Consider the following 22,946-nt stretch of genomic DNA (forward strand, 5'->3'; position numbering starts at 1 on the left):
AATCTATGCCACGCCAATACAAACCAGAAACTATCGCACTCCACGGAGGCCAAGAGCCGGACCCAACCACAACGTCTCGTGCTGTGCCTTTATACCAAACAACATCCTATGTTTTCAAAGACACTGACCATGCAGCGAGATTATTTGGTCTCCAAGAGTTTGGAAATATTTACACACGACTCATGAATCCAACAACTGATGTGTTGGAAAAACGTGTTGCTGCATTGGAAGGTGGTGTTGCTGCTCTTGCAACCGCTTCTGGTCAAAGTGCTGAGATGTTAGCGCTTCTTAATATTGTGGAAGCTGGACAAGAAATTGTCGCCTCTTCTTCGTTATATGGCGGAACCTATAACCTACTCCATTATACTTTTCCAAAATTGGGAATCAAAGTTCATTTTGTAGATCCTTCCAATCCTGAAAATTTCAAAAAAGCATCCAATGACAAAACTCGTGCTTTTTATGCGGAAACTTTAGGAAATCCAAAATTAGATACACTTGATATTGCAGCTGTTAGTAAAGTAGCAAAAGAAGTGGGAGTTCCACTTGTCATTGATAACACAATGCCTTCACCATATCTGGTGAACCCACTGAAACATGGTGCAGATATCGTAGTTCACTCCCTAACAAAATTCTTAGGTGGCCATGGAACATCCATTGGTGGTATCATCATTGATGGTGGAAGTTTTAACTGGGGAAATGGAAAATTTAAAAATTTCACTGAGCCAGATCCATCTTACCATGGATTGAAATTTTGGGATGTGTTTGGAAAATTTGAACCGTTCGGTGGTGTCAACATTGCATTTATCTTAAAAGCACGTGTCCAAGGTTTACGTGACTTAGGTCCTGCCATTTCTCCATTCAATGCTTGGCAAATTTTACAAGGGGTGGAAACTCTCCCACTTCGAATGGAACGTCATTCCCATAATGCACTCAAAGTGGCTGAATTTTTACAAAAACATCCAAAAGTTGAGTGGGTGAATTATCCAGGCCTTCCTTCTGACAAAAACTACGCGACTGCGAAAAAGTACCATGAACGTGGATTATTTGGAGCAATTGTAGGATTTGAAATCAAAGGTGGTGTGGAAAAAGCTAAAAAATTCATTGATGGACTCGAACTCTTTAGTTTACTTGCTAACATCGGTGATGCGAAATCATTAGCGATTCACCCAGCCTCAACAACACACCAACAGTTAACCAGTGAAGAACAAATTTCTGCCGGTGTGACTCCAGGTTTTGTCCGACTCAGTGTTGGATTAGAAAACTTGGATGACATTCTAGTAGACTTAGAAGAGGCATTAAAAAATATCTGATAATACTATGCCTACCTCCGAAACAAATGAATTTTTTCACGGATCCGTAGGTGTCGTACAGACAAACATTGTCACATTTGAGTCACTAACTCTTGAGGGGGGTGAAACCATCACTCCTCTTGAGATTGCTTATGAAACTTACGGCACTCTCAATGAAAAAAAAGACAATGCAATTTTAGTATGCCATGCTCTTTCTGGGGATGCACACGCGGCAGGCTTTCACGAAGGTGACAAACGACCTGGTTGGTGGGATTATTATATCGGACCTGGCAAAGCCTTTGATACCAATCGTTATTTTATTATCTCTTCTAATGTCATAGGTGGCTGTAAAGGATCCAGTGGACCACTTAGTCTCAATGGCAAAACAGGCAAACCATTTCAATCCACATTTCCTTTTGTTTCCATAGGTGATATGGTCAATGCACAGGAAAAATTAGTCCGCCATTTTGGAATTCATAAATTATTTGCAGTCGCAGGTGGATCAATGGGTGGCATGCAAGCCTTACAATGGTCAGTTGCTTATCCAGATCGTTTAAAAAACTGTATCGTCATGGCCTCTTCTTCCGAACACTCTGCCCAACAAATTGCGTTTAATGAAGTAGGAAGACAAGCTATCTTATCTGATCCTAATTGGAACCAAGGTTTGTATACGCAAGAAAAACGCCCAGCCAAAGGACTCGCCCTAGCTCGTATGATGGGTCATATCACTTACCTCAGTGATGAGATGATGCGCGAAAAATTTGGTCGTAAACCTCCGAAAGGCAATATCCAATCTACTGATTTTGCAGTTGGAAGTTATTTGATTTACCAAGGGGAATCCTTCGTTGATCGATTTGATGCAAATTCTTATATTTATGTAACCAAAGCATTGGACCATTTCAGTTTAGGTACAGGAAAAGAACTCACGAAGGTTCTATCGAAAGTTAGATGCCGTTTTCTAGTCATTGCCTATACTTCTGATTGGTTGTATCCTCCTTACCAATCAGAAGAAATTGTAAAATCTTTAGAAGTGAATGCAGTGCCTGTGAGTTTCATTGAGCTAAATAATCCTGCTGGGCATGATAGTTTTTTACTGCCTAGTGAAGAACAAGATTCTATTTTGAGAGATTTTTTAAGTGCAACAGATGAAGGAGGATTCTTTTGAATATCCATACAAATGAAGCACTTGGTTTAGATTTAAAAAATAGACCCGATATATCCTACATTGCAAATCTCATCAAACCTGGTGAAAGAGTTTTAGATTTAGGATGTGGGTATGGTGAACTCATGTTGATTTTAAAAACCAAAGGAGTTCGGGTACAAGGCATTGAAAAAGATGATAAGTGTATCATCCAATGTGTAAAAAAAAGTTTATATGTCCACCACGGCGACATTGATGATGGATTAAAACATCACTTAGACCATAGTTTTGATTTTGTCATCTTAAACCAAACCATACAACAAACATTAAATCCAGGAGACATCATTAAAGAATGTTTGCGTATCGGTAAACAAGTGATCATTGTGTTTCCCAATTTTTCGCATTGGCAAATCAGAACTTCGATTTTGCTAAGTGGAAAAACACCCGTAACAGATTTAATGCCATTCCATTGGTATGACACCCCAAACTTACATTATCTTTCAGGAAAGGACTTTGAAGACTTTTGTGAATTCGAACGTATCAAAATCTTACACAAGGCATTTTTCAATCGCACTCGTCAGATTAAGTTATTTCCCAACCTATTTGCGACGCTTGCTCTATTTGTCATTCGAGCTTAATCGAAAGTAATTTACAATCGAACAAAATAGTAAAACAGGATTCGTTGCTTAGGGAAATAGCTTCCTTGACTCGGTAGGTATACCATCCCCGCCCTATTCGAACTGGGTGGGGTTATCCACCCGCCACCCAATACGACCTACCTATCATCATTCACAAAAAATAAAACAACAACTTGGTTCACTGAAATTTTCTAGAAGAAAAGTTCATGTTTATACAAAAAAACCCGGCAATCACTCCGGGTTTCTTAGCTGTACGGCGATCAAAGGATCATTTCATATATCGATCTTTTCGGAAATTCCTTTAGGAAATTCATTCGAAATAGGAAAAATGATTTGGTAAGATTCACGATTCCAAAATTTAAAAACATCGATTTTCTAGATTAAATTAAATATTCAAACAGATTTTCATCTTCGTTGATAACAGTAAAATTCAATTTGTATTCTTTCATCCGCATTAATAAACTCTGGAAATCATCTTTTGATTTTAACTCAATACCAATGAGTGCCGGACCTGACTCTTTATTGTTTTTTTGGATAAACTCAAAACGTACAATATCATCATTCGGTCCTAAAATTTCATTTACGAATTGTTTGAGTGCTCCTGGTTTCTGTGCAAATCGAACTATGAAATACTGTTTCAAACCCTCAAAGAGTAAGGACCTTTCTTTGATTTCTTGCATCCGATCTATATCATTGTTTCCACCACTTAAGATGCAAACGATTGTTTTCCCATTAATGACTTCTTTGTATTCATCTAAAGCAGCAATACTAAGAGCACCGGCAGGTTCACTCACAATGGCATCTAAATTATAAAGATTTAAAATTGTCGTACAAACTTTTCCTTCCGGTATTAAGACCAAATCACTCAAAACAGATTGGCAAATTGGAAACGTAAGTTCCCCTACTTTTTTAACAGCTGCTCCATCGACAAATTTATCAATTTTCTCCAAAGAGATTGGTTTTCCCACTTTCAATGCTTCTTTCATTGATGGTGCACCCTTTGGTTCTGTTCCAATTATCTTTGTGAGTGGTGAATGATTTTTAAAATAAGAACCGACACCAGCACATAATCCTCCTCCACCGATTGGCAAAAACAAATAATCTATATTTGAAAGCTCAGCTAAAATTTCTATTCCGACAGTACCTTGCCCTTCCATGATTTTCGTATGATCAAACGGCGGGATAAACGACATTTTCCTTTCATTTGCAAATCCAATTGCTTCCTTTTGGCATTCATCAAATGTATCACCTATAAGTTTGATCTCAATAAAATCACCACCAAACATACGTACTTGGTTTATTTTTTGTTTAGGAGTAACTTCTGGCATATAAATGACTCCAAAAATTTGAAGTAATTTACACGAATATGCTACTCCTTGTGCATGATTGCCAGCACTTGCACAGACAACTCCATTTTTTCGTTCCTCCAAAGTTAAACTTTGGATCATATTGTAAGCCCCTCTAATTTTATAGGAACGAACAACTTGTAAATCTTCCCGTTTGATATACACCTGGGCACCATACAACTCCGACAATCGAGAATGAAATTGTAAGGGAGTGTGATTGATGATGGGTTTTAATATCTGATATGCGGAGTCAATTTCTAATGCCATCGGTTATTGTAAGATCTCTAATATTTCACTTGATGACTTTGTTTTTGCGATATCGAATGCTGTAAGTCCTTGGTTGTTTTTTATATTCTTATCCGTGCCTTTTTTTAATAAATACTCAACAATTTCTTTATTTTGATTTGCAGCAGCCCAATGGAGAGCAGTATCACCATGGTTTGTTTTCTCATTCAAATTCCATTTTTTAAGAGAGTCTATGTATTTTACCAATCCCGAGTCATTCAAATAAACTGCTTGAATAAGTGCATTAAATCCATTTTTATCTTTAAATTGATAATCTACTTTTTTTTCTAACAAATACTCATATATCTCCCAATTCGCGCGCACATTTAATGCATGTTGGAAAAGATTCAATTCATAGGCACTATTCTCATCAACCAAAATGATGTGGGTATCATTTTGGATACTACTGTTTGAAAAAAGTTCTCTCAATTTTGGTAAGTCATTTTTGGTAATTGCTATAAAAGCGAGTCTTGGCCCGTATGATTCCTCACGAGTTACATCATAAATTTCAATCGAAGGTTGTTTGTTTTTTAATGTATATAAGATACTATACATAAAAGATCCCTTTTTGTCACTAGTGGGAATTTCTAAAGATGCTTTTTTATCTTTATGAACAGTTGCTTTGGCACTCGCGTTTTCACTCGAATATGAATCCGACCTTCGTGATTCACCCGTTTTTAGGTTAACACTTGCATTGATTCTATGTATTGTGCGACCAAAAGAAAATGCAATTACAGCATCATTTGAATCAATTTTTTCAATACAACCAGCTAAAGTAGTCGTTCCATTCGTAATAAAAAAATCTGGTTCGACAACAGTAAGCCAAGTTATCTTACAATTCGGATTTGGTTTGGCGTTATCGATGACTTGAAATTTTGGAATTGTTTTGCAACTAACGGAAAGTAGAAGTAAAAATAGAAACCACTCTTTTTTCATATGATAAAAAATAGATTAATTTCGATTTTGTCAAATCAAAAAGGAATGGAAAGAGTCGAGGTGGAAAATTAGAAATTGGTGAAAGAATTTGGTGTAGAATTAAAACATTAAAAAAGAAAATCGAGAAACCAAAGCCGGGGCCCCAACCACCCTGCCCGGGACTTTAGTTTCTCTTATCCTATTACTGGAGCAATCTCATCACTGACTGAGACTTCATGTTTGCTTGCGCAAGCATTGATGTAGCAGCCTGAGTTAAGATTTGGTATCTCGTGAAGCTGGTCATTTGTTCAGCCATGTCAGTATCACGGATACGAGACTCAGAAGCTTGTGTGTTTTCATAAGCATTCATAAGTCCTTTCGCAGCATGCTCCATACGGTTGTAATAAGCACCAAGGTCAGCTCTTTGTTTAGAGATCACTCTTAGGGCATCATCACAAAGTCCGATTACGGAGTTAGCTTTACCTGCAGTCGAAAGAGAGATGAAAGTAAGAACCGTAGGGTTTCTTAATCCCAATGCCGCAGTGTTCATTGTTTCAATGTACACGCGCTCTCTTTGGTGCATGTTAGCTCCAATATGGAACCACATACTAGCAGTTGGGTTGAGTCGAGCAAAAGCTCCTGTAAGCAGTTTCATTTTGTTGAATTCTGCTTGAGAAGCAATACGATCGATCTCGTCCACTAGCTGTGAAACCTCGACTTGGATCTGTTGTCTATCTTCTTCCGAGTAGATACCGTTCGCAGCTTGCACCGCGAGTACACGAACACGTTGAACGATTTCGTGTGTTTCTTGAAGATATCCTTCCGCCGTTTGAATGAGGGACATACCATCTTCAGTATTCTGTTCTGCACGTCGAAGACCAGCAATCTGAGTTCTCATTTTCTCAGACACTGCAAGTCCAGATGCGTCATCTCCGGCTTTGTTAATACGCATACCAGAAGACAACTTTTCGATATCTTTGCTCAGGTTCGCGTCGTTAGACTTCAAAGTTCTGTGTGCAAAGATCGCACTTACGTTGTGGTTGATAATCATCCGGGTTCCTCCTTGAATCCGTTCTCTCACCGCTCAAGGTTTTCACCTTGAACCCAAGAAATTGATGAATTTTCGAAATGGCCATCCTTGGCCTTTTCAAGATAAGGATCGGTCATTCTGGGAGGGAGGATAATAGGGAAAATGAAATAAAATTTGAATAAAAACAGAACTTCCCCTTTTCGAAAATATGTCCTAGGAATTCTATGGAAATGGACTTGAGTGAAAAGGTAGGTTTTTCGTGTTAGAAACGGTTTATTTAGCAAACCCACGAGGTTTTTGTGCAGGTGTCAAATATGCAATTTCTTATGTGGAACAGGCTTTTGAAGAAAATTCAGGTGAACCTCTCTATGTGAGAAAAGAAATCGTTCACAACCAACGAGTTGTGGAAGAAATGAAAAAAAAAGGAATCCAATTCATTAGCGAACTAAGCGAAGTTCCTGATGGTGCAACTGTGGTATTCTCTGCACATGGAGTTTCCCCCGAAGTCGTAAAAGAAGCCACTGATCGAAAAATGAAAATTGGCGATGCCACCTGCCCTCTCGTTACAAGGGTTCATAAAAAAGCACGAAATATCAAAGACAGCCACCAAATCATTTATATCGGACACAGAGGCCATGACGAAGCCATTGGCACCATGGGAGAAGCAAAGATGTTCCTTGTGGAATCTCCAGAAGATGTGGAGAGTTTAAAAGAAAAAATCTCTTTAGACAAACCGCTTACCTACTTGATGCAAACTACCCTTTCCGTAGCAGACACAAAAAACATTGTCAAAAAAATTGAAGAAGTTTTCCCTTTTGTGGAACACCCACAAAAAGATGATATTTGTTATGCGACAACGGAAAGACAAGATGCCGTACAAAAAATGTTAGAGTCCGTTGATGCCATGTTAGTGATCGGTGCCGAAAACTCTTCTAATTCAGTTCGGCTTTGCCAGTTGGCAAAAAAAACTCGACCATCTAGTTTTCAAATTTCGAAAAAAGAAGACGTAAATCCAAATTACATCATAAACCAAGGAATCAAAACATTAGGAATCACGGCCGGTGCTTCAAGCCCACAAGTGTTGGTTGATGAAATTGTAGAAGAAATACTAAAACATTTTCCCAATGCAAAAGTTTCTTTATACCCTGAAAGTCGTGAAGATACTATGAGTTTCAAACTTCCAAAGGAACTCCTAAAACAATTTTAAAAATGATCCAAGATCCCTTATCATTATTTAAAGCCTCTTTAGAGGGAAATGATTGGGGAACTGCCATTTTACAGATCAATTTAGAAGAAAAAAACTATGATGTTTTGTTAAAAAACTCTATCTTCTCACAATTAGAGAAAGAGTTCGACTTACCTAATTTTTTAAAAAACAAAATCTCTCATTATGATTTTAATACAGAAATCATTTATAAAACAGATGGAAAAGTATTAGAAACATCCTTTGGGCATTTTGATTATCCGTCTGCCTCAAAAGAAATCCAATTTACAAAGTTTGTGATCCGAGATATCACAATCAAACAAAAGCAAGAAGAGGAAATTGCTTGGAGGCTTCGGTTTGAATTGGGAGTTGCTTCCTCCATCCAAATCCTCATCCAAAAACCTTCCATCCGTGAAAGTTTACCTCAAGCTCTTTACCAACTTTTGTATTTCACGGAGATGGATTCGATATTCTTTTTGAAAAATACCAGTACTGATGAAACACAAAAATTTGAAATTTGGGTAAACGAAAGAAAGTCCACCGAATACCCGTTACTACCTAATAAATTTCAAACGTTAGATTGGAAAAAAGAAGGGATAAACAGGTGGCTGCACAAATTAAAAAATGGAAAGATTATTTACTTAACAAAAGAAAAAGCATTACCAAAAGAACAATGGTATTTTGAAGAATCAAAAGCAAAATCGATTTTATTCATTCCAGTCAAATTCGAAAACAAATTCTTGGGTATTATGGGATTCCAAAAATATGTTCCCAATTTCGTGATCCACCACGAGAATTTACTCATTTACCAAACTGTGAGTCGGTGGATGGGTTTATTTGTACAAAGAGATTCCGATTTAACCGAACTCAACCGTTACAAATCCACATTAGAATCTTTAATTTTAGAAAGAACTTTGGATTTATCGAGAACCAAAGAAGAATTAGAACGAGCATACAAAGCAAAAACAGAATTTTTAGCCCATGTCAGCCATGAACTTCGTACCCCTCTCAATTCCATCATAGGATTTTCAAAATTGATCCAGTTACCAGAAGAAGATGTAACGGGGAAAGAATACCTACAGTACATTTACTCAGGTGGAACGAGACTTCTCAAGATGATCAATGAAATTCTCAGTTTGATGAAAATTGAATCAGGTCAACTTAACATTGTGTACTCTGAATTCAAACCAGAAGAAATCTGCAGACAAAGTTTAGAATTAATCCAACCACAAGCAAATGCCAAAGGCATTGAAATCCGTTTTTTCCCTCCCATCCAGTCGAAACTGGTTCGATCGGATAGTGGAAAAATCCAACAAATCCTCTTAAATTTACTTTCGAATGCGATTAAGTATGGTGATCATTCTTATGTCGAATTACATTGTGAATGGTCCGATTTTGGGGTGAATTTTTCAATTCGCGATTTTGGACCAGGCATTTCACAAGAAGACCAAAAACGGATCTTTCATAGTTTCACAAGACTTAACGACGATGGAAAAATTGAAGGCACAGGACTTGGTCTTTCCATTTCCCAAGGACTAGCAGAAAAATTGGGTGGGAATATCACCCTCTTATCCAACCCAGAAGAAGGTTCCACTTTTATACTCAATATACCCGAAAATATTAAATAAAGGTATTGAACGAATTAGGAAACTCGAATAGAATTTCCGATATTCTATATGGTGGAACTAATCGATACGACATATACTTCTGTTTCTAAAACAGAACACCAACGTAGGCCAAAAGAACCTATCCTGATCATTGAAGATAAAAAAGAAAATCAGGTTCTCCTCGAAGGGATCTGTAAACGAATTGGTGTATCATACGAAGTTGCTGAAAACGGTAAAATTGCCTTGGAAATGGCAAAAAACAAGTCGTATAGCCTCTATTTGGTGGATTTGATGATGCCTGTGATGGATGGAAAAACATTTATCGCAGAACAAAGAAAATTCGATCCGAGATCAGTTTTTATGGTACAAACTGCTATCGACCAAACGGAAGAAATCATCGAAATTATGAAAATGGGAGTTTATGACTACCTAATCAAACCTCTCCATGTAGAAATTGTTGCCGATCGTCTGGAAAAAGCATTAGAATACGTCTACTTAAAACGGATGGAAGCAGTTCTCATTGATGAAGAATCCAAAGAATTAAAAAGCCAATTGGAATGGCTCAATTATAAGGAGTCTCATCGCAAAACCAATGAAGTAAATTCGGAACTAAATTCTATCTTGAATTTAAAAACCACTCTCATGCAAGGTTCTGGACTCGGCGCGATGACTACCATTATCGATTCAATCGAAAAAATGAAAACAGTTGAGAATGGAAACTATATCATTCCAAAGGATTTTTGGGATTTACTTTCTGAAAACCAAGAACATAACAAAACAATGTTAAAAGGCCTTGATATGGCCGTTGAAACAATTCAAACCCACTTACAATTGTCTAAAATTACAAGTGATGAGTTGTTACAGATCCTTCCTGAGATTGTAAAAGAGTTTCAAAAGGAAACTGAATCCAAAGAAATCAAAATCAATCTTCCTGTTGTCAAACAAACAGTAAAATTAGAAGTCAATTTGAATGCAATTCGAACCATCATCCATGAAATTTTTACAAATGGATTAAAGTATTCCAAACCCAAGTCAAATTTTGATATCTTTGTCACTTTCGTTGATGGTTATTTTTGTTTATCAGCAAAAAACAACCTAATCGAAGATGATTATGCAAAACAACTTACAGTTTCAGAAAAAAAATTGGTGGAACCTTTTTACAGAATTCATCCACCAGTTGAAAGCTTTCACCACAAAGAAAAATTTAGCCTAGGCCTTGGTTTAACGATGGTAGATTTTTTATTACATAAACATAATGGAATGTTTTTTATACGAAATGCAATTGATCACACGACTGAAACAAAAGCATCCTGTGTGATCGCAGAAATTTTTCTCCCTATCCAATCTTAAAAGGAAAACAAAATGAATAGAAAAATCTTAATTATTGATGACTCAGCAGTGTTTCGAAAGATCATCTCTGTGCACTTAAAAAATGCAAATTTTGATCTTATTGAAGCTGGAGATGGATTAGAAGGTCTAAAACAATTAGAGTCAAATCCTGTCGATTTAATTGTCTCTGATATGAATATGCCAAACATGGATGGGATTTCTTTTATCAAAAAAGTAAAAGAGAATTCTAAGTTTAAATTTACTCCTATCATCATGTTGACTACAGAATCACAACCTGAAAAAAAACAACAAGGTATCGATGCTGGTGCAAAAGCTTGGTTAACAAAACCTTTTTCCCCTGAAGAATTGTTAGATACCATTACGAAATTATTACCTTAACGATGGAACCAAATCAAACCATTCAACATACGAAGGAGGGAATGGAGATCCATTGGAACGGATACCTCACCGTACCTTTTATCAAAGAATGGTCTACTTACTCAATCCAATGGGAAAACATAAAAGGGAAAAAGATCATTTTACATTTGAATGGAATTGAAAGAATCGATTCTTCTGGCATTCAATTATTGGTGTATTTAAAAAAACGATGCCAGTCCAACCAACAGATCTTATCATTAACAAACCACTCCTTACCGGTGTTAAAGGTCATGGATTTACTTGGTTTGGTTTCTTTTTTCGGAGATCGTATCAAAGTGAAAAAAGAACATGCAAATGAAGTCGAATTTCGTTATGGAACAAGGAAAGTATCCTGATGGACTTATCGGAAGTCATAGACGCTTATTTAGTTGAATCCGATGAACTTTTACGAGAGATGGAGGCAATCTTACTCCGAACGGAATCATCATTACCAAATGACGAAGACCTCAATGCTATCTTTAGAGCAGTCCATACCATCAAAGGTACTGCCGGTATGTTTGGGTATGAATCTACTGTTTCTTTTACACATGTTGTCGAAAATTTATTGGATGAACTTCGTTCCCATCTGATTCCATTCCAACCCACTCTGACGGAAATATTACTCAAAGCAAAAGACCATTTATCCTTTTTAGTTTCTGAAGAAACAAAAGGTAAAATTTCAAATGAAAAAATATCATTTGGCCAATTGATTTTGGATGAGATGAAACCATACCTTCAGTCGTCTGCTGCACCACCAAAAACGTCTCATCAAAATGATGGAATTCAAATGGTTACTCATCATGATTCGAACTCAAACGAACGGCAGAATGAACCTTCTACTAACATTGAGAGCATAAAATCAGAAAATACAACAAGTTACCTCATTTCCTTTCGTCCCAATCAAAATGTATTTTCACAAGGTCTTGATCCGATTTCCTTTATTGGATACTTAAAAAAAATTGGTACCATTATTTCTTTGAAAACCATTGACCAATTTTTGCCTAAACCTATCGAATTTGATCCTGAAAATTGTTATTTAGGATTTGAAATCAATTTTAGTTCCAAAGAAAATTTGGAAACAGTTCAAAAAGTTTTTAACTTCATTGAATCTGATTGCTTTTTGCACATTTACCCACCCGGGTTTTCCGTTGAGGATTTAGTTGATTTATCAAACCAACTCCCAGAAGAAGAAATATATTTAGGCAATGTTTGGAAAGAAATCCAAATCCTCGATGACAACAATTTTCTAACGTATCTGGAAGAGATCAAATCAAGAAAAACAGGTATTCCTTCCAACTCTTCCGTAGTTTCCCAAGGCATTCACAAAGAGGAACCAAGCTCGATAGAAAAAAATCAAAATTCAGACCAAAGCAAAGAATCACATAAATCTTCCACAATCAAAGTTGATTCTAAACGAATTGATAATTTAATCAATCGAGTTGGTGAACTTGTAGTATCTTGCGCCAATATGAACCAACTCATTGGAGACTCAGACGACTCAAATTTACAAGAATCATCTCTCATTGTAATGAGATTATTAAACGAAGTCAGGGAAATTTCATTAAAACTCAGAATGGTTCCCATTGGGGAGAGTTTTCAAAAGTATTCTCGAATTGTTCGTGACTTAGGCAAAGAATTGAAAAAAGACATTCGCCTCATTACAGAAGGTGACGAAACAGAACTTGATCGCAATATAGTAGAAAAATTAAGTGATCCCCTCACCCATTTGGTTCGCAATGCATGTGATCATGGATTAGAGTTACCTGAGGAAAGAAAAAGAAACGGCAAGGACCAACAAGGAACTGTAAAACTCACTGCATATCATGAAGCAGGGAATGTCATCATAGAAGTCAGTGATGATGGGAACGGAATCTCAAAAGAAAAGGTCTGGAAAAAAGGAATAGAAAAAGGGATTGTTTTTGGTGAGATGCCTGACTCCGACGAAGAAGTTTACAAACTACTATTCCATCCAGGATTTTCGACTGCATCTCAAATCACTAATGTTTCAGGTCGAGGTGTTGGTCTAGATGTAGTGTATAAAAATATAGAATCATTACGAGGATCCATATCCATTAAATCGACTCCAAACCAAGGAAGCCGTTTTATCTTGAGATTACCTCTTACACTTGCTATCATTGAAGGATTTTTGGTAGCAGTAGGAAAAAGTCACTTTATCATACCGATGGAAATGGTTTTGGAATGTTTACACTTTTCAGATGACCACAAAACAGACTCGAATCAATTTTTCGCCTTACGTGGAAATTTAATTCCATTCCTCCGACTGAGAGACTATTATCCATGTGATGTTGATTCAGAACAACCAAGGGAAAATATTGTGATCGTTAGAAACGGTGACAAAAAAGCAGGCATAGTAGTCGAAAAATTATTAGGTGAATACCAAACAGTGATTAAACCAATGGGTTCTGTTTTTCGCCATGTCAAAGGTGTCAGTGGATCAAGTATCCTTGGTGATGGAAATGTTGCATTAATTATCGATGTTCCTTCCTTATTTGAAAGAACAATCACAGTAGAAAACCAGAAATTTTATAGCCACAGGGGTTAATATGAAGTCAATTAGCACAAACACAAAGTTAGTCGGTTATTTTTTAATCGGATTCTTGTTTACCATCTTGATCAATTTGTACCAATTTGGATTGTTTTCAAAACAAGATATTCCAAGCATTAATACAGAAGAAAAAATCCAAAAATCTGACTCCATCACTCATTTAATCCAACTGAGTATGTCCATTCAGGAAGAAGTCACAAACTTAATTCTGTCGTCAGAACCACAAGAATCACAGATTGCAAAAATTAAATATGATATTGATAAATTAGACAAAACGTTCGAGTTAGTAACAAAACTTTTCACAAAAGAAGATGAGAAGAAAAAATTTCAATCTTCCATCAATGAGAAAAACATTTATACGGAATCAGTACGTTTCAGTTTAAACCAACTGGAAGGACAATCCAACAAAAAACAAAAAGACATTTTAAATCCAGAACTCTCTAGTAAGTGGAAAAATTATTCAAATAGTTTACAAGAGTTACTAAAATTCTTTTTTGAAGCAAATTTAAAAGAAGTAAATGCAACTTTATCGAACCAATCAAAACAAGACTACTCGATTCCATCCGCAAGTATTGTGTTTCTTGTTATCTCTTTTATTTTATTACTTTTACTCATCAAACAAATCACCAAACCATTCAAAGAATCAACACAAATTAAAACAGCTCTTGATTCTGTTTCTACGAATGTGATGATTGCTGACTTGAATTTAGATGTTGTTTATATGAACAAATCGATTCAAAAAATGTTTTCGAATTCAGAATCAGAGATTCAAAAACAAATTCGAAATTTTTCACTAAAGAATCTGATGGGTAGCAATATTGATACCTACCACAAGGACCCAAGCCACCAAAGAAAGTTACTTGGAACCTTCACTTCTGAACACAAATCAAATATCAAAATTGGAAATCGAGAATTTAGTTTAATTGCCAACCCGATACTTACGGAAACAGGAGAAAGATTGGGAAGTGTCGTAGAATGGGCCGATGTCACAGAAATCAATGCGACTTCACGAGCTGTTGACAGGTCCCAAGCGACTATCGAATTCCAAATGGATGGAACTATCATCACAGCAAATGAAAACTTTTTAAACTTAATGGGTTACAATTTGCCTGAGATCAGAGGACAACACCATAGGATGTTTGTAGAATCAAAGGAATATACTTCCGAAGCTTATAAACAATTTTGGGCTGCTTTAAACAGAGGAGAGTTCCAAACTGCGGAATACAAACGAATTGGAAAAAATGGAAAAGAAGTTTGGTTACAAGCAACTTATACTCCTATCCTCGATGCAAATGGAGTTGCCACGAAAGTAATTAAATTTGCAACCGATATCACTGAAAATAAAAAACGTACACAAGAATTTACAAGCCAAATTGAAGCTATCAATCGGGCACAAGCAACCATTGAATTCTTAGTTGATGGAACCATTTTAACTGCAAACGAAATCTTTTTGAATACAATGGGTTATTCATTGTCAGAAATAGAAGGAAAACACCATCGAATTTTTGTTGAAACAACCTATGTGAATTCAGAAGAATACAAACATTTTTGGGCATCTTTGGCACGTGGGGAATTCCAAACGGCAGAATACAAGCGGATTGGGAAAGGTGGAAAAGAAGTTTGGTTACAAGCAACTTATAACCCTATTTTGGATTTGAATGGAAAACCATACAAAGTCATCAAATTTGCAACCGACATCACGGAACAAAAAAAATTGGCAATCGAAACAGCAAGGATTGTTGATGATTTGGTGGTTGGACTTGCCGCACTTGAAAATGGAGATTTAACTCAACTGATCACAAACCATTATGAAGGTGGCTTCGCAAAGCTAAGAGACTCCTTCAATAATACGGCAAAAAAACTAGTTGAGATCATCAATGATGTTCGAACAAACACCGATGCACTTGTTTCGGCTGCAGATGAAGTTGCATCCACAGCAAGCACGTTATCACAAGGTGCAAGTGAACAAGCAGCATCAGTCGAAGAAACTTCTGCCTCTCTAGAAGAGATGGGAGCTTCCATTGACCAAAATGCAGAGAATGCAAAACAAACAGACACAATTGCAACCAAGTCTGCTAAAGATGCAAAACAAGGTGGTGAAGCAGTAAAAAACACAGTCAAAGCTATGAAAGAAATTGCTGATAAAATTTCCATCATTGAAGACATTGCCTACCAAACAAACTTACTCGCGTTAAATGCCGCAATTGAAGCAGCAAGGGCTGGAGAACATGGAAAGGGTTTTGCTGTAGTTGCCTCTGAAGTGAGAAAACTTGCAGAACGTTCACAAAAGTCAGCCAATGAAATTGGTACCCTTGCTGGAAGTTCCGTTCAAATTGCAGAATCAGCAGGGAAGTTGATCGAAGAGATTGTCCCTGCGATCAATAAAACTGCTGACCTTGTGCAGGAAATCACGGCAGCAAGCCAAGAACAGTCTTCTGGTGTCAATGAAGTGAACAAAGCCATGGGACAACTTGACCAAGTATCACAACAATCAGCCAGTGCATCGGAAGAACTAGCGGCAATTGCAGAGGAGTTACAAGCCCAATCGGAAAGACTCATGTCTTCGATTAGTTTTTTCAAATTAGGGAAATTATCAACTGTCACAAGCCAAGTGGAGAACAAATCTAGCAGGCTTTCACTCTCAAAACAACCAACTGGTAAAAAAGAGATTGGAAACAGTAAAATTGATACTTCCTATGATCATGATAAATTCCAAAAATACTAAGGGGGAGAAACAAAATGCAGGAAATTCAATACCTAACCTTTTTACTCTCCAATGAATTATTTGGTTTAGGAATTTTGTACATAAAAGAAATCATCGAATTTGATTCGGTGACTCATGTACCCATGATGCCTGAATACATCCCAGGGGTGATCAATTTACGTGGCAATGTTGTTCCCGTGATTGATTTAAACATGCGGTTTTATAAAAAGAAAACGGAAACCAATCGGAAAACCTGTATCATCATCACTGAGATCAAATTAGAAAAAGAAACAATTGATGTGGGTCTACTCGTTGATGAAGTCAACGAGGTGGTAGACATTCCTGAAAACCAAATCGAAGATGCACCCAGTTTTGGTTCTAAAATTCGTTTAGATTTTATACAGGGAATCGGAAAATTAGAAAATCAATTTGTGATCATTTTGAAAATCAACCAAATCCTTGATTTAACAGAAATCCAAACCATCCAAGAAACATCATCTCAAGTGAGTTAAATGGAACCTCCTGTTGAAGTGATAGACCGATTTTTAAATCCTGGAGAAATTTTCTTCGGCGATAGCAACTATCGGGTGCGTACTCTTCTTGGTTCCTGTGTTTCGATCGTTTTATGGCATCCAACCCTTCATATTGGAGGGATGTGCCATTTTTTACTTCCCTACCCTGCTGACATCAAATTGGAAAAAACTTACAAATACGGAATCGATGCATTTCAGTATTTTTTATCTGAGATCAAAAAAAAACATACAAAACCAAACCAGTATTCGGCTAAAATTTTCGGCGGTTCGAATATGTTTCTCGGAGAAGAAAGGGAAATTTTTCGCAATGATATTACCAACTTAATTGGAACTAGGAATGCGGAGTTTGCGAAAAAAATTTTATTGGAAAACCAAATTAAAATTATCTCAGAAGATACTGGTGGAAACCTATCGAGAAAAATTTATTTTTCGATTTGGGACGGAGAAGTTTGGGTGGAAAAAAAATAATGATGAAAAAGATCAAAGTATTTGTAATCGATGACTCTGCTGTCGTAAGACAAGTGTTAACCGAAATATTCAAAGAAGATTCAAATTTCCAATTTTTAGGCAGTGCTTCTGACCCTATCTTTGCTTTAGACAAAATGAATAATGATTGGCCTGACGTAATTGTTCTCGATATTGAGATGCCAAGAATGGATGGTTTATCTTTTCTTAAAAAAATTATGATGGAGAGACCAACACCTGTTGTCATTTGTTCTACATTAACAAAAGAAGGTTCGGAAACTGCTATCCTCGCGATGAACTTAGGTGCCTGTGATATCATCACCAAACCAAAAATTGGACTCAAAGATTTTTTAAACGAAAGTACAATTGCACTCACAGATGCAGTGATTGCTGCTGCCTCTGCCACCATCAAACATTTACCAAAACCAAGCCATTCAAATGAATTCAAAATCCAATTGGATAAAAAACAAGAACTCTCATCCTTACAAGCTACAGAAAAAATTGTAGCGATTGGAACATCAACTGGTGGAACAATCGCACTGGAACACGTGTTAACCAAATTACCAAAAGATAAAACCCCTGGAATTGTCATTGTCCAACATATGCCAGAAAAATTCACAGAGGCTTTTGCTAAACGTTTGGATTCGATCTGTGAAATTGTCGTTAGGGAAGCAAAACATGGCGATCGAGTCGTCAAAGGACTTGCCCTCATTGCCCCAGGGAACAAACATATGACCCTCAAACGTTCTGGAGCTCAGTACTTTGTAGAAGTCGTGGATGGCCCCCTCGTCAACCGACACAAACCATCTGTAGATGTTTTATTTCGCTCCGTGGCAAAATCTGCAGGGAAAAATGCGAGAGGTATCATCATGACGGGAATGGGTGACGATGGGGCATCAGGTCTTGTGGAAATGAAAGAGGCTGGAGCGGAAACAATTGCACAGAACGAAGAAACTTCTGTGGTTTTTGGGATGCCAAAAGAGGCAATTAAAAGAGGATGTGTAGACCACATCCTCCCTTTAAGTGAAATTCACAAAACCATTGTAGGCTACGGTTAAATCAACCGAGCCCCAATTCCTTTGTTACCATTACTTTTCTTTTTCGAATGTCTTCGGGTGATTCTTCCTTCAAAATTTCATCTGGTTTGATTTTGAAGATGGGTTGTGCTTTTGTCACAATCTTTCCATCAGAATCCACCATTAAATTTTTCACGATTGTCCCACTCACTGGTGCGAGGATTTTATTAAACATTTTCATCACTTCAATGATAAAGAGAGGTTGTCCTGCTTGGAAATGGTCTCCCTCATTGATGAGCGGAGGAAGGTTTGGAGCTTCTTTGGAGTAGAACATTCCACCCATAGGAGCTACAATTTCATCACCAGACATCTTTGGTGGAGGGTTTAGTGTTTTGATAAACGCATCGCGTGTGTCTTTGTTTTTGAATTCATCTGGAACCACTCCGTCCAAATCAGCATTCACATCCAAACCAAAAAAATTCGATTTGATTCCGATTTTAGGAAGAAGGAGTAACGTTTCGAGTCCCGCTTGGAAACCGTTATGACTTGCTTTTACTTTTTCCCAAAGTTCATCGGAAATTTCTTTGGATGGGTTTTTCCCTTTCGCAAACACATCCACAATTTCTTTCCAACTTTTGAGACCTGTGCGTTTAGAGAATTCAGAATAAAACTCTTTTGCTTCCATGAGTAACTTTTCGTCATGGTCCCAAATTTTTTCTGAACTAGCTTTTTGTTCCGTCGCATCTAGATTTAAGTAGTAATACAATGAATCTAAGAATTGGATTGGATTTTCATTGAAGGAAACTTGGTTTCCTGTTCGTGACCATAGTTTTCCGTCAAAGTATCCTAAAAAACCGCCAAGTAAATGTGGGTTTGCAAGGAGTCGTTCCATTGGTCGGATCACTAGTGTCATCTTTTTGCTAAGAACTTTTTTTAAGTCGGCTTCAGCGGCTTTCGTTTTTTCTGACCAAAGGTATTCCAAATCCAAATCATTGATGATGGATTGTAACGCACCTATCCCTGCTAAGTAGGAGATCATAAAAGCAGTGGATGGTTTGAACATTGCATCCTTACCTAAAATCCATTGGATGAGACCATAGTGGACAAGTAAGTTCGTTTCAAGGTTTTGGCCTCTAAGTTCTGTTTTGCGAAGGATATTTCCTAAAACTTCTAAGTTTTCGGAACGGCTAGTTCCATACGAAACGATGAGAGCTACGTTGGAGTCGTAAGCACCAGCCAAGTTGTAATGCACAAAGGCACCTGTATCAGGGTTCCGTGTACAAATCCCTTGGTCATCTCGAATCTCTTCTGGAAGTGGATTTGACCAGTTTTGGATGATTCCACCTGCGTGTGGTTGTAAGGCACGGTTAGTCGCATTGATACGAACTTCTGCTCCAGAAACATTACGAACAATTCGCTCTGGTTTTGGAACTCGTGGTCCGTGGATGGAGAGTACTGCCATCGCTTCCACTAGGGAATCAATGTAGAAGAAGTCATTTGGATCGTTCGGATTGGTAAACTTCATCTTGTAAACCATCTCAGTCACACGGTGTTCCACCTGGATCCGAGTGTTAACTTCCATAAAGAAAAAACTATTTCCTTCTACGATACATTCAAATGTAGATACGGAGTTAAGGCGAATTGCCTTTCCAAACACTTCTGCTTGGTGTTCCATATCTTTGAGGGTTTGCACATCTTTGTCGAGGATGGCTGCTTTTTTGGGATTGGAAGAACGAACAAGTTCTGCTTCTTTTTGTAAGAGTTCTACAGTTTGTGAAATCTCTAGGAGTTTTTGTTCGTGCATCTGAAGGGAACAATCACGTCCTCCAAGAGACAAGGACCATTCTCCGTTACCAATGAGCTGGATTTCATTGTGACGAGTGTTTTCGATGTTTAACTCAATGAGGAAGTTTCGGTTGGAACCAACAGCAGTCACTTTTGACTCCGCTAAGATTTCCATCACAGCAGATTCAATTTCTCCTTTAGAAGAGATTACACGTTGGCCTTTTCCACCACCACCACCGATGTATTTGAATCGGATTCGTTTGCCAGGATACTTCTTCCAAATGTCTTCACATAGAATTTCTGATTCTTTTTGTAGGTCAGGGATCGACGTGATATCGATTGTTTTTTCGTAAGACAATTGGAGTAAATTTTCCGCATTGTCTTCCAAAGATTTTTTCTCATCAAAGGAGAAGTTTAAATTATTTTCTTTGGCAACTTTTAGGAGACCATCTTTGGAATTCCCAGTTTTGCGAAGTAACGCGAGGGCTGTGATATTGTCCACACCTGGGGTTACCGATACATTGAGACTACGTGCGAGTTTTTTTGCTTCGTCTTTTGCCCCTGCACCTTTTGCGACATGGGAACTTGGTCCCATAAAGATGATGCCTGCTTTTTCAATGGCTTCAATGAACTCAGCATCTTCTGCCATAAATCCATAACCAGCAAAGATATGTGTGTATCCATTGTCTTTGGCGATTCCTATGATTTGGTGGATACGTTCTTCTTTTTCTTCCTTACCTGCTCCCATATAATCGGGAACACGGTGGATGTTTTCTGGGAAACGGAAGTTACGAAGTTCTGGGGCTAATGCTTTTGGATAGACGATAGAATCTTTTTCAGAAAGTAAAATTCCATATTCTTTCACACCAATGGCATCAAATACATCCATCGTTTCCTTACGAACAGGACCACGGCAAACGATGAGACATTTGATTGATTCCACACTGAAGGAACGAATCCATGCGGATTCTGATTCTTGGAACTGAATGCGTTTTAAATTCTTATCTAACATGGAAATTATTCAAACTCCCTTTGAGGTCCGGACATTTCCGCCGGTTTGTATTTCGACATCAGGAAACTTAAGTTTTTGGATAAAACATTACGAGTGTAACCTGGAAGGATGATAGAAGAAACTGAACCAAGAGAAAGTGCTTCTTTTGGATTCATGAGTTCTTTTTCGTATCGTTGGCCAATTTCAAAAAGTTTTCCATCGCGAATGGAAATTGCTTCTTTTTCACTCATTCCCTTTTTTACGTTGGCAAGGTATTCTTTTTGAACCCCAGTGATTTCATCTTTGTATACATACTCTTTTCCAGCAGGACCCATAACGGCAATCCTTGCAGTAGGGAGAGCAAATACCATCGATGCTCCCGTAAAATAGGAGTTAAATGTAGCATAAGCACCACCAAACGCATTACGAATGATGAGTGTGAGTCTTGGTGTACGAAGGTCAATGATGGAATCGAGGAGTTTTCTTCCTTCGAGAACGATACCATTATGTTCTTGGTCGCGACCTGGTAAAAATCCAGTTGTGTCTTCTACAAACACCATTGGGATATTGTACAAGTTACAGAATCGAACAAAACGAGTTCCTTTACGAGAAGCTCCAATGTCAATCTGACCAGAAGAAACAGCAGAGTTATTGGCAAGAAAACCAACTACGTGACCACCAATTCGACCAAAAGCAGTGACGATGTTTCTTGCTCTTTGTGGTTGTAATTCAAAGAACTCACCATGATCACAGATCTGTTGTAAGTACAGAGTGATGTCAAACGGAGTGTTCATTCCTGTTGGAGAATTGAATGTTTTACGGAAAAGAATGTCTTCCTCATAAATGAATCTGTCTACAGGGTCAGACGTTGGATAAAATGGCGCAAAACTATGGTTATTGTCTGGCAAATAAGAAAGAAGACGGATGGCTGTGCGTAGAGAACCCAACTCGTCACCAGTGACAAGGTCAACCACACCAGATTGCCCGTGTACTTTTGGTCCCCCTAAGTCTTCTGCAGAGATATCCTCCCCAAGGACTGACTTCACCACACCAGGTCCAGTCAGACCAAAAAAAGTACCATCACATTGGATCATAAATGATCCTTGGCGAGGGAGGTAAGCACCACCACCAGCGTTAAACCCAAACATCAGCATGACAGAAGGAACTACACCACTGATTTTACGAAGTGCCGTGAAAGCTTCGGAGTATCCGTCGAGACCACCCACACCCGCTGGCACATAGGCACCTGCAGAGTCATTCATCCCGATGAGTGGGATTCCATGAGTTCCAGCCATTTGGATGAGGCGAGCAAGTTTACTACCGTTTGTTGCATCCATGGAACCAGCACGTAGGGTAAAATCATGTCCGTAGACTGCTACATCGCGACCCTTGATGTTTAAAATTCCTGTAACGATGGAGGCTCCATCTAAATTGGGGCCCCAGTTTTGGTAAGTGATGTTCGGTTCTTCGTCTGTGAGAACTTTGATACGTTCCCAAACCGTCATCCTACTTTTGGAGTGTTGGACACGAATTCTGTCTTCACCACCACCAAGAAACGGTTTTTCGATTAATTCTTTTCCGAGTTTGAGTGCATCATCATATATTCCGGTTTTGGTATCCGGAGCCTTGGATTCTTTGAACGGGTTGTTTAGGGAATACTGCATGGTTTCCATAAGTTTTTTTCC

18 protein-coding genes and 1 pseudogene are annotated in these 22,946 nt (G+C 37.9%); 14 read left to right on the forward strand and 5 right to left on the reverse strand.

Annotation, left to right across the window (positions count from 1 at the left end):
• Positions 1 to 5 precede the first annotated feature (5 nt).
• From ND855_RS08720 to metW, 3 genes are read left to right on the forward strand one after another with little or no spacing between them, the layout of a single operon-like run.
• Positions 6 to 1,310: an O-acetylhomoserine aminocarboxypropyltransferase/cysteine synthase family protein gene (locus tag ND855_RS08720; protein ID WP_265358023.1), complete on the forward strand. Its 1,305-nt coding sequence runs from the start codon at positions 6 to 8 to the stop codon at positions 1,308 to 1,310.
• 7 nt (positions 1,311 to 1,317) lie between these two features.
• A complete protein-coding gene (metX, locus tag ND855_RS08725; RefSeq protein WP_100717108.1) occupies positions 1,318 to 2,454 on the forward strand; it encodes a homoserine O-acetyltransferase MetX in 1,137 nt (378 codons plus the stop codon).
• A complete protein-coding gene (gene metW / locus ND855_RS08730) occupies positions 2,451 to 3,068 on the forward strand; it encodes a methionine biosynthesis protein MetW (protein WP_100717109.1) in 618 nt (205 codons plus the stop codon). Before metX ends, metW begins: the two co-directional genes overlap by 4 nt.
• A 380-nt stretch (positions 3,069 to 3,448) precedes the next feature.
• Here metW and ilvA read toward each other — a convergent pair whose 3' ends face one another.
• The 3 genes from ilvA to ND855_RS08745 form a co-directional block, all read right to left on the reverse strand.
• Positions 3,449 to 4,681, reverse strand: a complete 1,233-nt coding sequence (gene ilvA / locus ND855_RS08735) for a threonine ammonia-lyase (RefSeq protein ID WP_265358024.1) — start codon at positions 4,679 to 4,681, stop codon at positions 3,449 to 3,451.
• Between the two features lie 3 nt (positions 4,682 to 4,684).
• Entirely contained in the window at positions 4,685 to 5,635 is a 951-nt protein-coding gene (locus ND855_RS08740; protein ID WP_265358025.1) for an ankyrin repeat domain-containing protein, read from the reverse strand.
• Positions 5,636 to 5,816: 181 nt separating this feature from the next.
• Positions 5,817 to 6,665, reverse strand: coding sequence for a flagellin N-terminal helical domain-containing protein (locus ND855_RS08745; protein ID WP_002974229.1), 849 nt, complete (start codon positions 6,663 to 6,665; stop codon positions 5,817 to 5,819).
• Positions 6,666 to 6,903: 238 nt separating this feature from the next.
• Between ND855_RS08745 and ispH the strand changes: the two genes are divergently transcribed.
• The 11 genes and pseudogenes from ispH to ND855_RS08795 all read left to right on the forward strand — a co-directional run bounded on the left by ispH (position 6,904) and on the right by ND855_RS08795 (position 18,527).
• Positions 6,904 to 7,851 (forward strand): 4-hydroxy-3-methylbut-2-enyl diphosphate reductase, encoded by a 948-nt coding sequence (ispH, locus tag ND855_RS08750; protein ID WP_265358026.1) that lies wholly within the window; start codon positions 6,904 to 6,906, stop codon positions 7,849 to 7,851.
• Between the two features lie 2 nt (positions 7,852 to 7,853).
• Complete coding sequence (locus tag ND855_RS08755) at positions 7,854 to 9,476, forward strand: sensor histidine kinase (protein ID WP_265358027.1); 1,623 nt, start codon at positions 7,854 to 7,856, stop codon at positions 9,474 to 9,476.
• A gap of 48 nt (positions 9,477 to 9,524) precedes the next feature.
• A complete protein-coding gene (locus ND855_RS08760) occupies positions 9,525 to 10,805 on the forward strand; it encodes an ATP-binding response regulator (protein ID WP_265358028.1) in 1,281 nt (426 codons plus the stop codon).
• Positions 10,806 to 10,817: 12 nt separating this feature from the next.
• A complete protein-coding gene (locus tag ND855_RS08765; protein WP_265358029.1) occupies positions 10,818 to 11,183 on the forward strand; it encodes a response regulator in 366 nt (121 codons plus the stop codon).
• A gap of 2 nt (positions 11,184 to 11,185) precedes the next feature.
• Positions 11,186 to 11,557 carry an STAS domain-containing protein gene (locus ND855_RS08770; RefSeq protein ID WP_265358030.1) on the forward strand — a complete coding sequence of 124 codons (372 nt, stop codon included), beginning with the start codon at positions 11,186 to 11,188 and terminating at the stop codon, positions 11,555 to 11,557.
• Complete coding sequence (locus ND855_RS08775) at positions 11,557 to 13,764, forward strand: chemotaxis protein CheA (RefSeq protein ID WP_265358031.1); 2,208 nt, start codon at positions 11,557 to 11,559, stop codon at positions 13,762 to 13,764. Before ND855_RS08770 ends, ND855_RS08775 begins: the two co-directional genes overlap by 1 nt.
• Before the next feature lie 808 nt (positions 13,765 to 14,572).
• A pseudogene (locus tag ND855_RS18850) lies at positions 14,573 to 15,115 on the forward strand (PAS domain-containing protein); the annotation flags it as partial.
• The gene (locus ND855_RS18855; protein ID WP_407658746.1) at positions 15,098 to 16,492 is read left to right on the forward strand and encodes a methyl-accepting chemotaxis protein; all 1,395 of its coding nucleotides are present in this window, start codon (positions 15,098 to 15,100) and stop codon (positions 16,490 to 16,492) included. The pseudogene ND855_RS18850 and the gene ND855_RS18855, both read left to right, overlap by 18 nt.
• 14 nt (positions 16,493 to 16,506) lie before the next feature.
• The gene (locus ND855_RS08785) at positions 16,507 to 16,983 is read left to right on the forward strand and encodes a chemotaxis protein CheW (RefSeq protein ID WP_265358033.1); all 477 of its coding nucleotides are present in this window, start codon (positions 16,507 to 16,509) and stop codon (positions 16,981 to 16,983) included.
• On the forward strand, positions 16,984 to 17,472 hold the full coding sequence (locus ND855_RS08790) for a chemotaxis protein CheD (protein WP_265358034.1): 489 nt from the start codon (positions 16,984 to 16,986) through the stop codon (positions 17,470 to 17,472).
• Between the two features lie 2 nt (positions 17,473 to 17,474).
• A complete protein-coding gene (locus tag ND855_RS08795) occupies positions 17,475 to 18,527 on the forward strand; it encodes a protein-glutamate methylesterase/protein-glutamine glutaminase (RefSeq protein ID WP_265359367.1) in 1,053 nt (350 codons plus the stop codon).
• A gap of 1 nt (position 18,528) precedes the next feature.
• On the opposite strand, the gene ND855_RS08800 is transcribed toward ND855_RS08795, so the two are convergent.
• Positions 18,529 to 21,282: an ATP-binding protein gene (locus ND855_RS08800; RefSeq protein ID WP_265358035.1), complete on the reverse strand. Its 2,754-nt coding sequence runs from the start codon at positions 21,280 to 21,282 to the stop codon at positions 18,529 to 18,531.
• A gap of 5 nt (positions 21,283 to 21,287) precedes the next feature.
• Positions 21,288 to 22,934: an acyl-CoA carboxylase subunit beta gene (locus tag ND855_RS08805; RefSeq protein WP_265358036.1), complete on the reverse strand. Its 1,647-nt coding sequence runs from the start codon at positions 22,932 to 22,934 to the stop codon at positions 21,288 to 21,290.
• Positions 22,935 to 22,946 lie beyond the last annotated feature (12 nt).

Origin of the sequence: Leptospira paudalimensis, assembly GCF_026151345.1 — a bacterium.
Taxonomy (GTDB): Bacteria; Spirochaetota; Leptospiria; order Leptospirales; family Leptospiraceae; genus Leptospira_A; species Leptospira_A paudalimensis.

Excerpts from the sequence above, each read along its gene's own strand:
- ND855_RS08720 (WP_265358023.1), top strand. The coding sequence starts at position 6 with ATGCCACGCCAATACAAACCAGAAACTATCGCACTCCACGGAGGCCAA.
- metX (WP_100717108.1), top strand. The coding sequence starts at position 1,318 with ATGCCTACCTCCGAAACAAATGAATTTTTTCACGGATCCGTAGGTGTC.
- ilvA (WP_265358024.1), bottom strand. The coding sequence starts at position 4,681 with ATGGCATTAGAAATTGACTCCGCATATCAGATATTAAAACCCATCATC.
- ND855_RS08740 (WP_265358025.1), bottom strand. The coding sequence starts at position 5,635 with ATGAAAAAAGAGTGGTTTCTATTTTTACTTCTACTTTCCGTTAGTTGC.
- ND855_RS08745 (WP_002974229.1), bottom strand. The coding sequence starts at position 6,665 with ATGATTATCAACCACAACGTAAGTGCGATCTTTGCACACAGAACTTTG.
- ND855_RS08755 (WP_265358027.1), top strand. The coding sequence starts at position 7,854 with ATGATCCAAGATCCCTTATCATTATTTAAAGCCTCTTTAGAGGGAAAT.
- ND855_RS08760 (WP_265358028.1), top strand. The coding sequence starts at position 9,525 with ATGGTGGAACTAATCGATACGACATATACTTCTGTTTCTAAAACAGAA.
- ND855_RS08765 (WP_265358029.1), top strand. The coding sequence starts at position 10,818 with ATGAATAGAAAAATCTTAATTATTGATGACTCAGCAGTGTTTCGAAAG.
- ND855_RS08770 (WP_265358030.1), top strand. The coding sequence starts at position 11,186 with ATGGAACCAAATCAAACCATTCAACATACGAAGGAGGGAATGGAGATC.
- ND855_RS08775 (WP_265358031.1), top strand. The coding sequence starts at position 11,557 with ATGGACTTATCGGAAGTCATAGACGCTTATTTAGTTGAATCCGATGAA.
- ND855_RS08785 (WP_265358033.1), top strand. The coding sequence starts at position 16,507 with ATGCAGGAAATTCAATACCTAACCTTTTTACTCTCCAATGAATTATTT.
- ND855_RS08790 (WP_265358034.1), top strand. The coding sequence starts at position 16,984 with ATGGAACCTCCTGTTGAAGTGATAGACCGATTTTTAAATCCTGGAGAA.
- ND855_RS08795 (WP_265359367.1), top strand. The coding sequence starts at position 17,475 with ATGAAAAAGATCAAAGTATTTGTAATCGATGACTCTGCTGTCGTAAGA.
- ND855_RS08800 (WP_265358035.1), bottom strand. The coding sequence starts at position 21,282 with ATGTTAGATAAGAATTTAAAACGCATTCAGTTCCAAGAATCAGAATCC.
- ND855_RS08805 (WP_265358036.1), bottom strand. The coding sequence starts at position 22,934 with ATGGAAACCATGCAGTATTCCCTAAACAACCCGTTCAAAGAATCCAAG.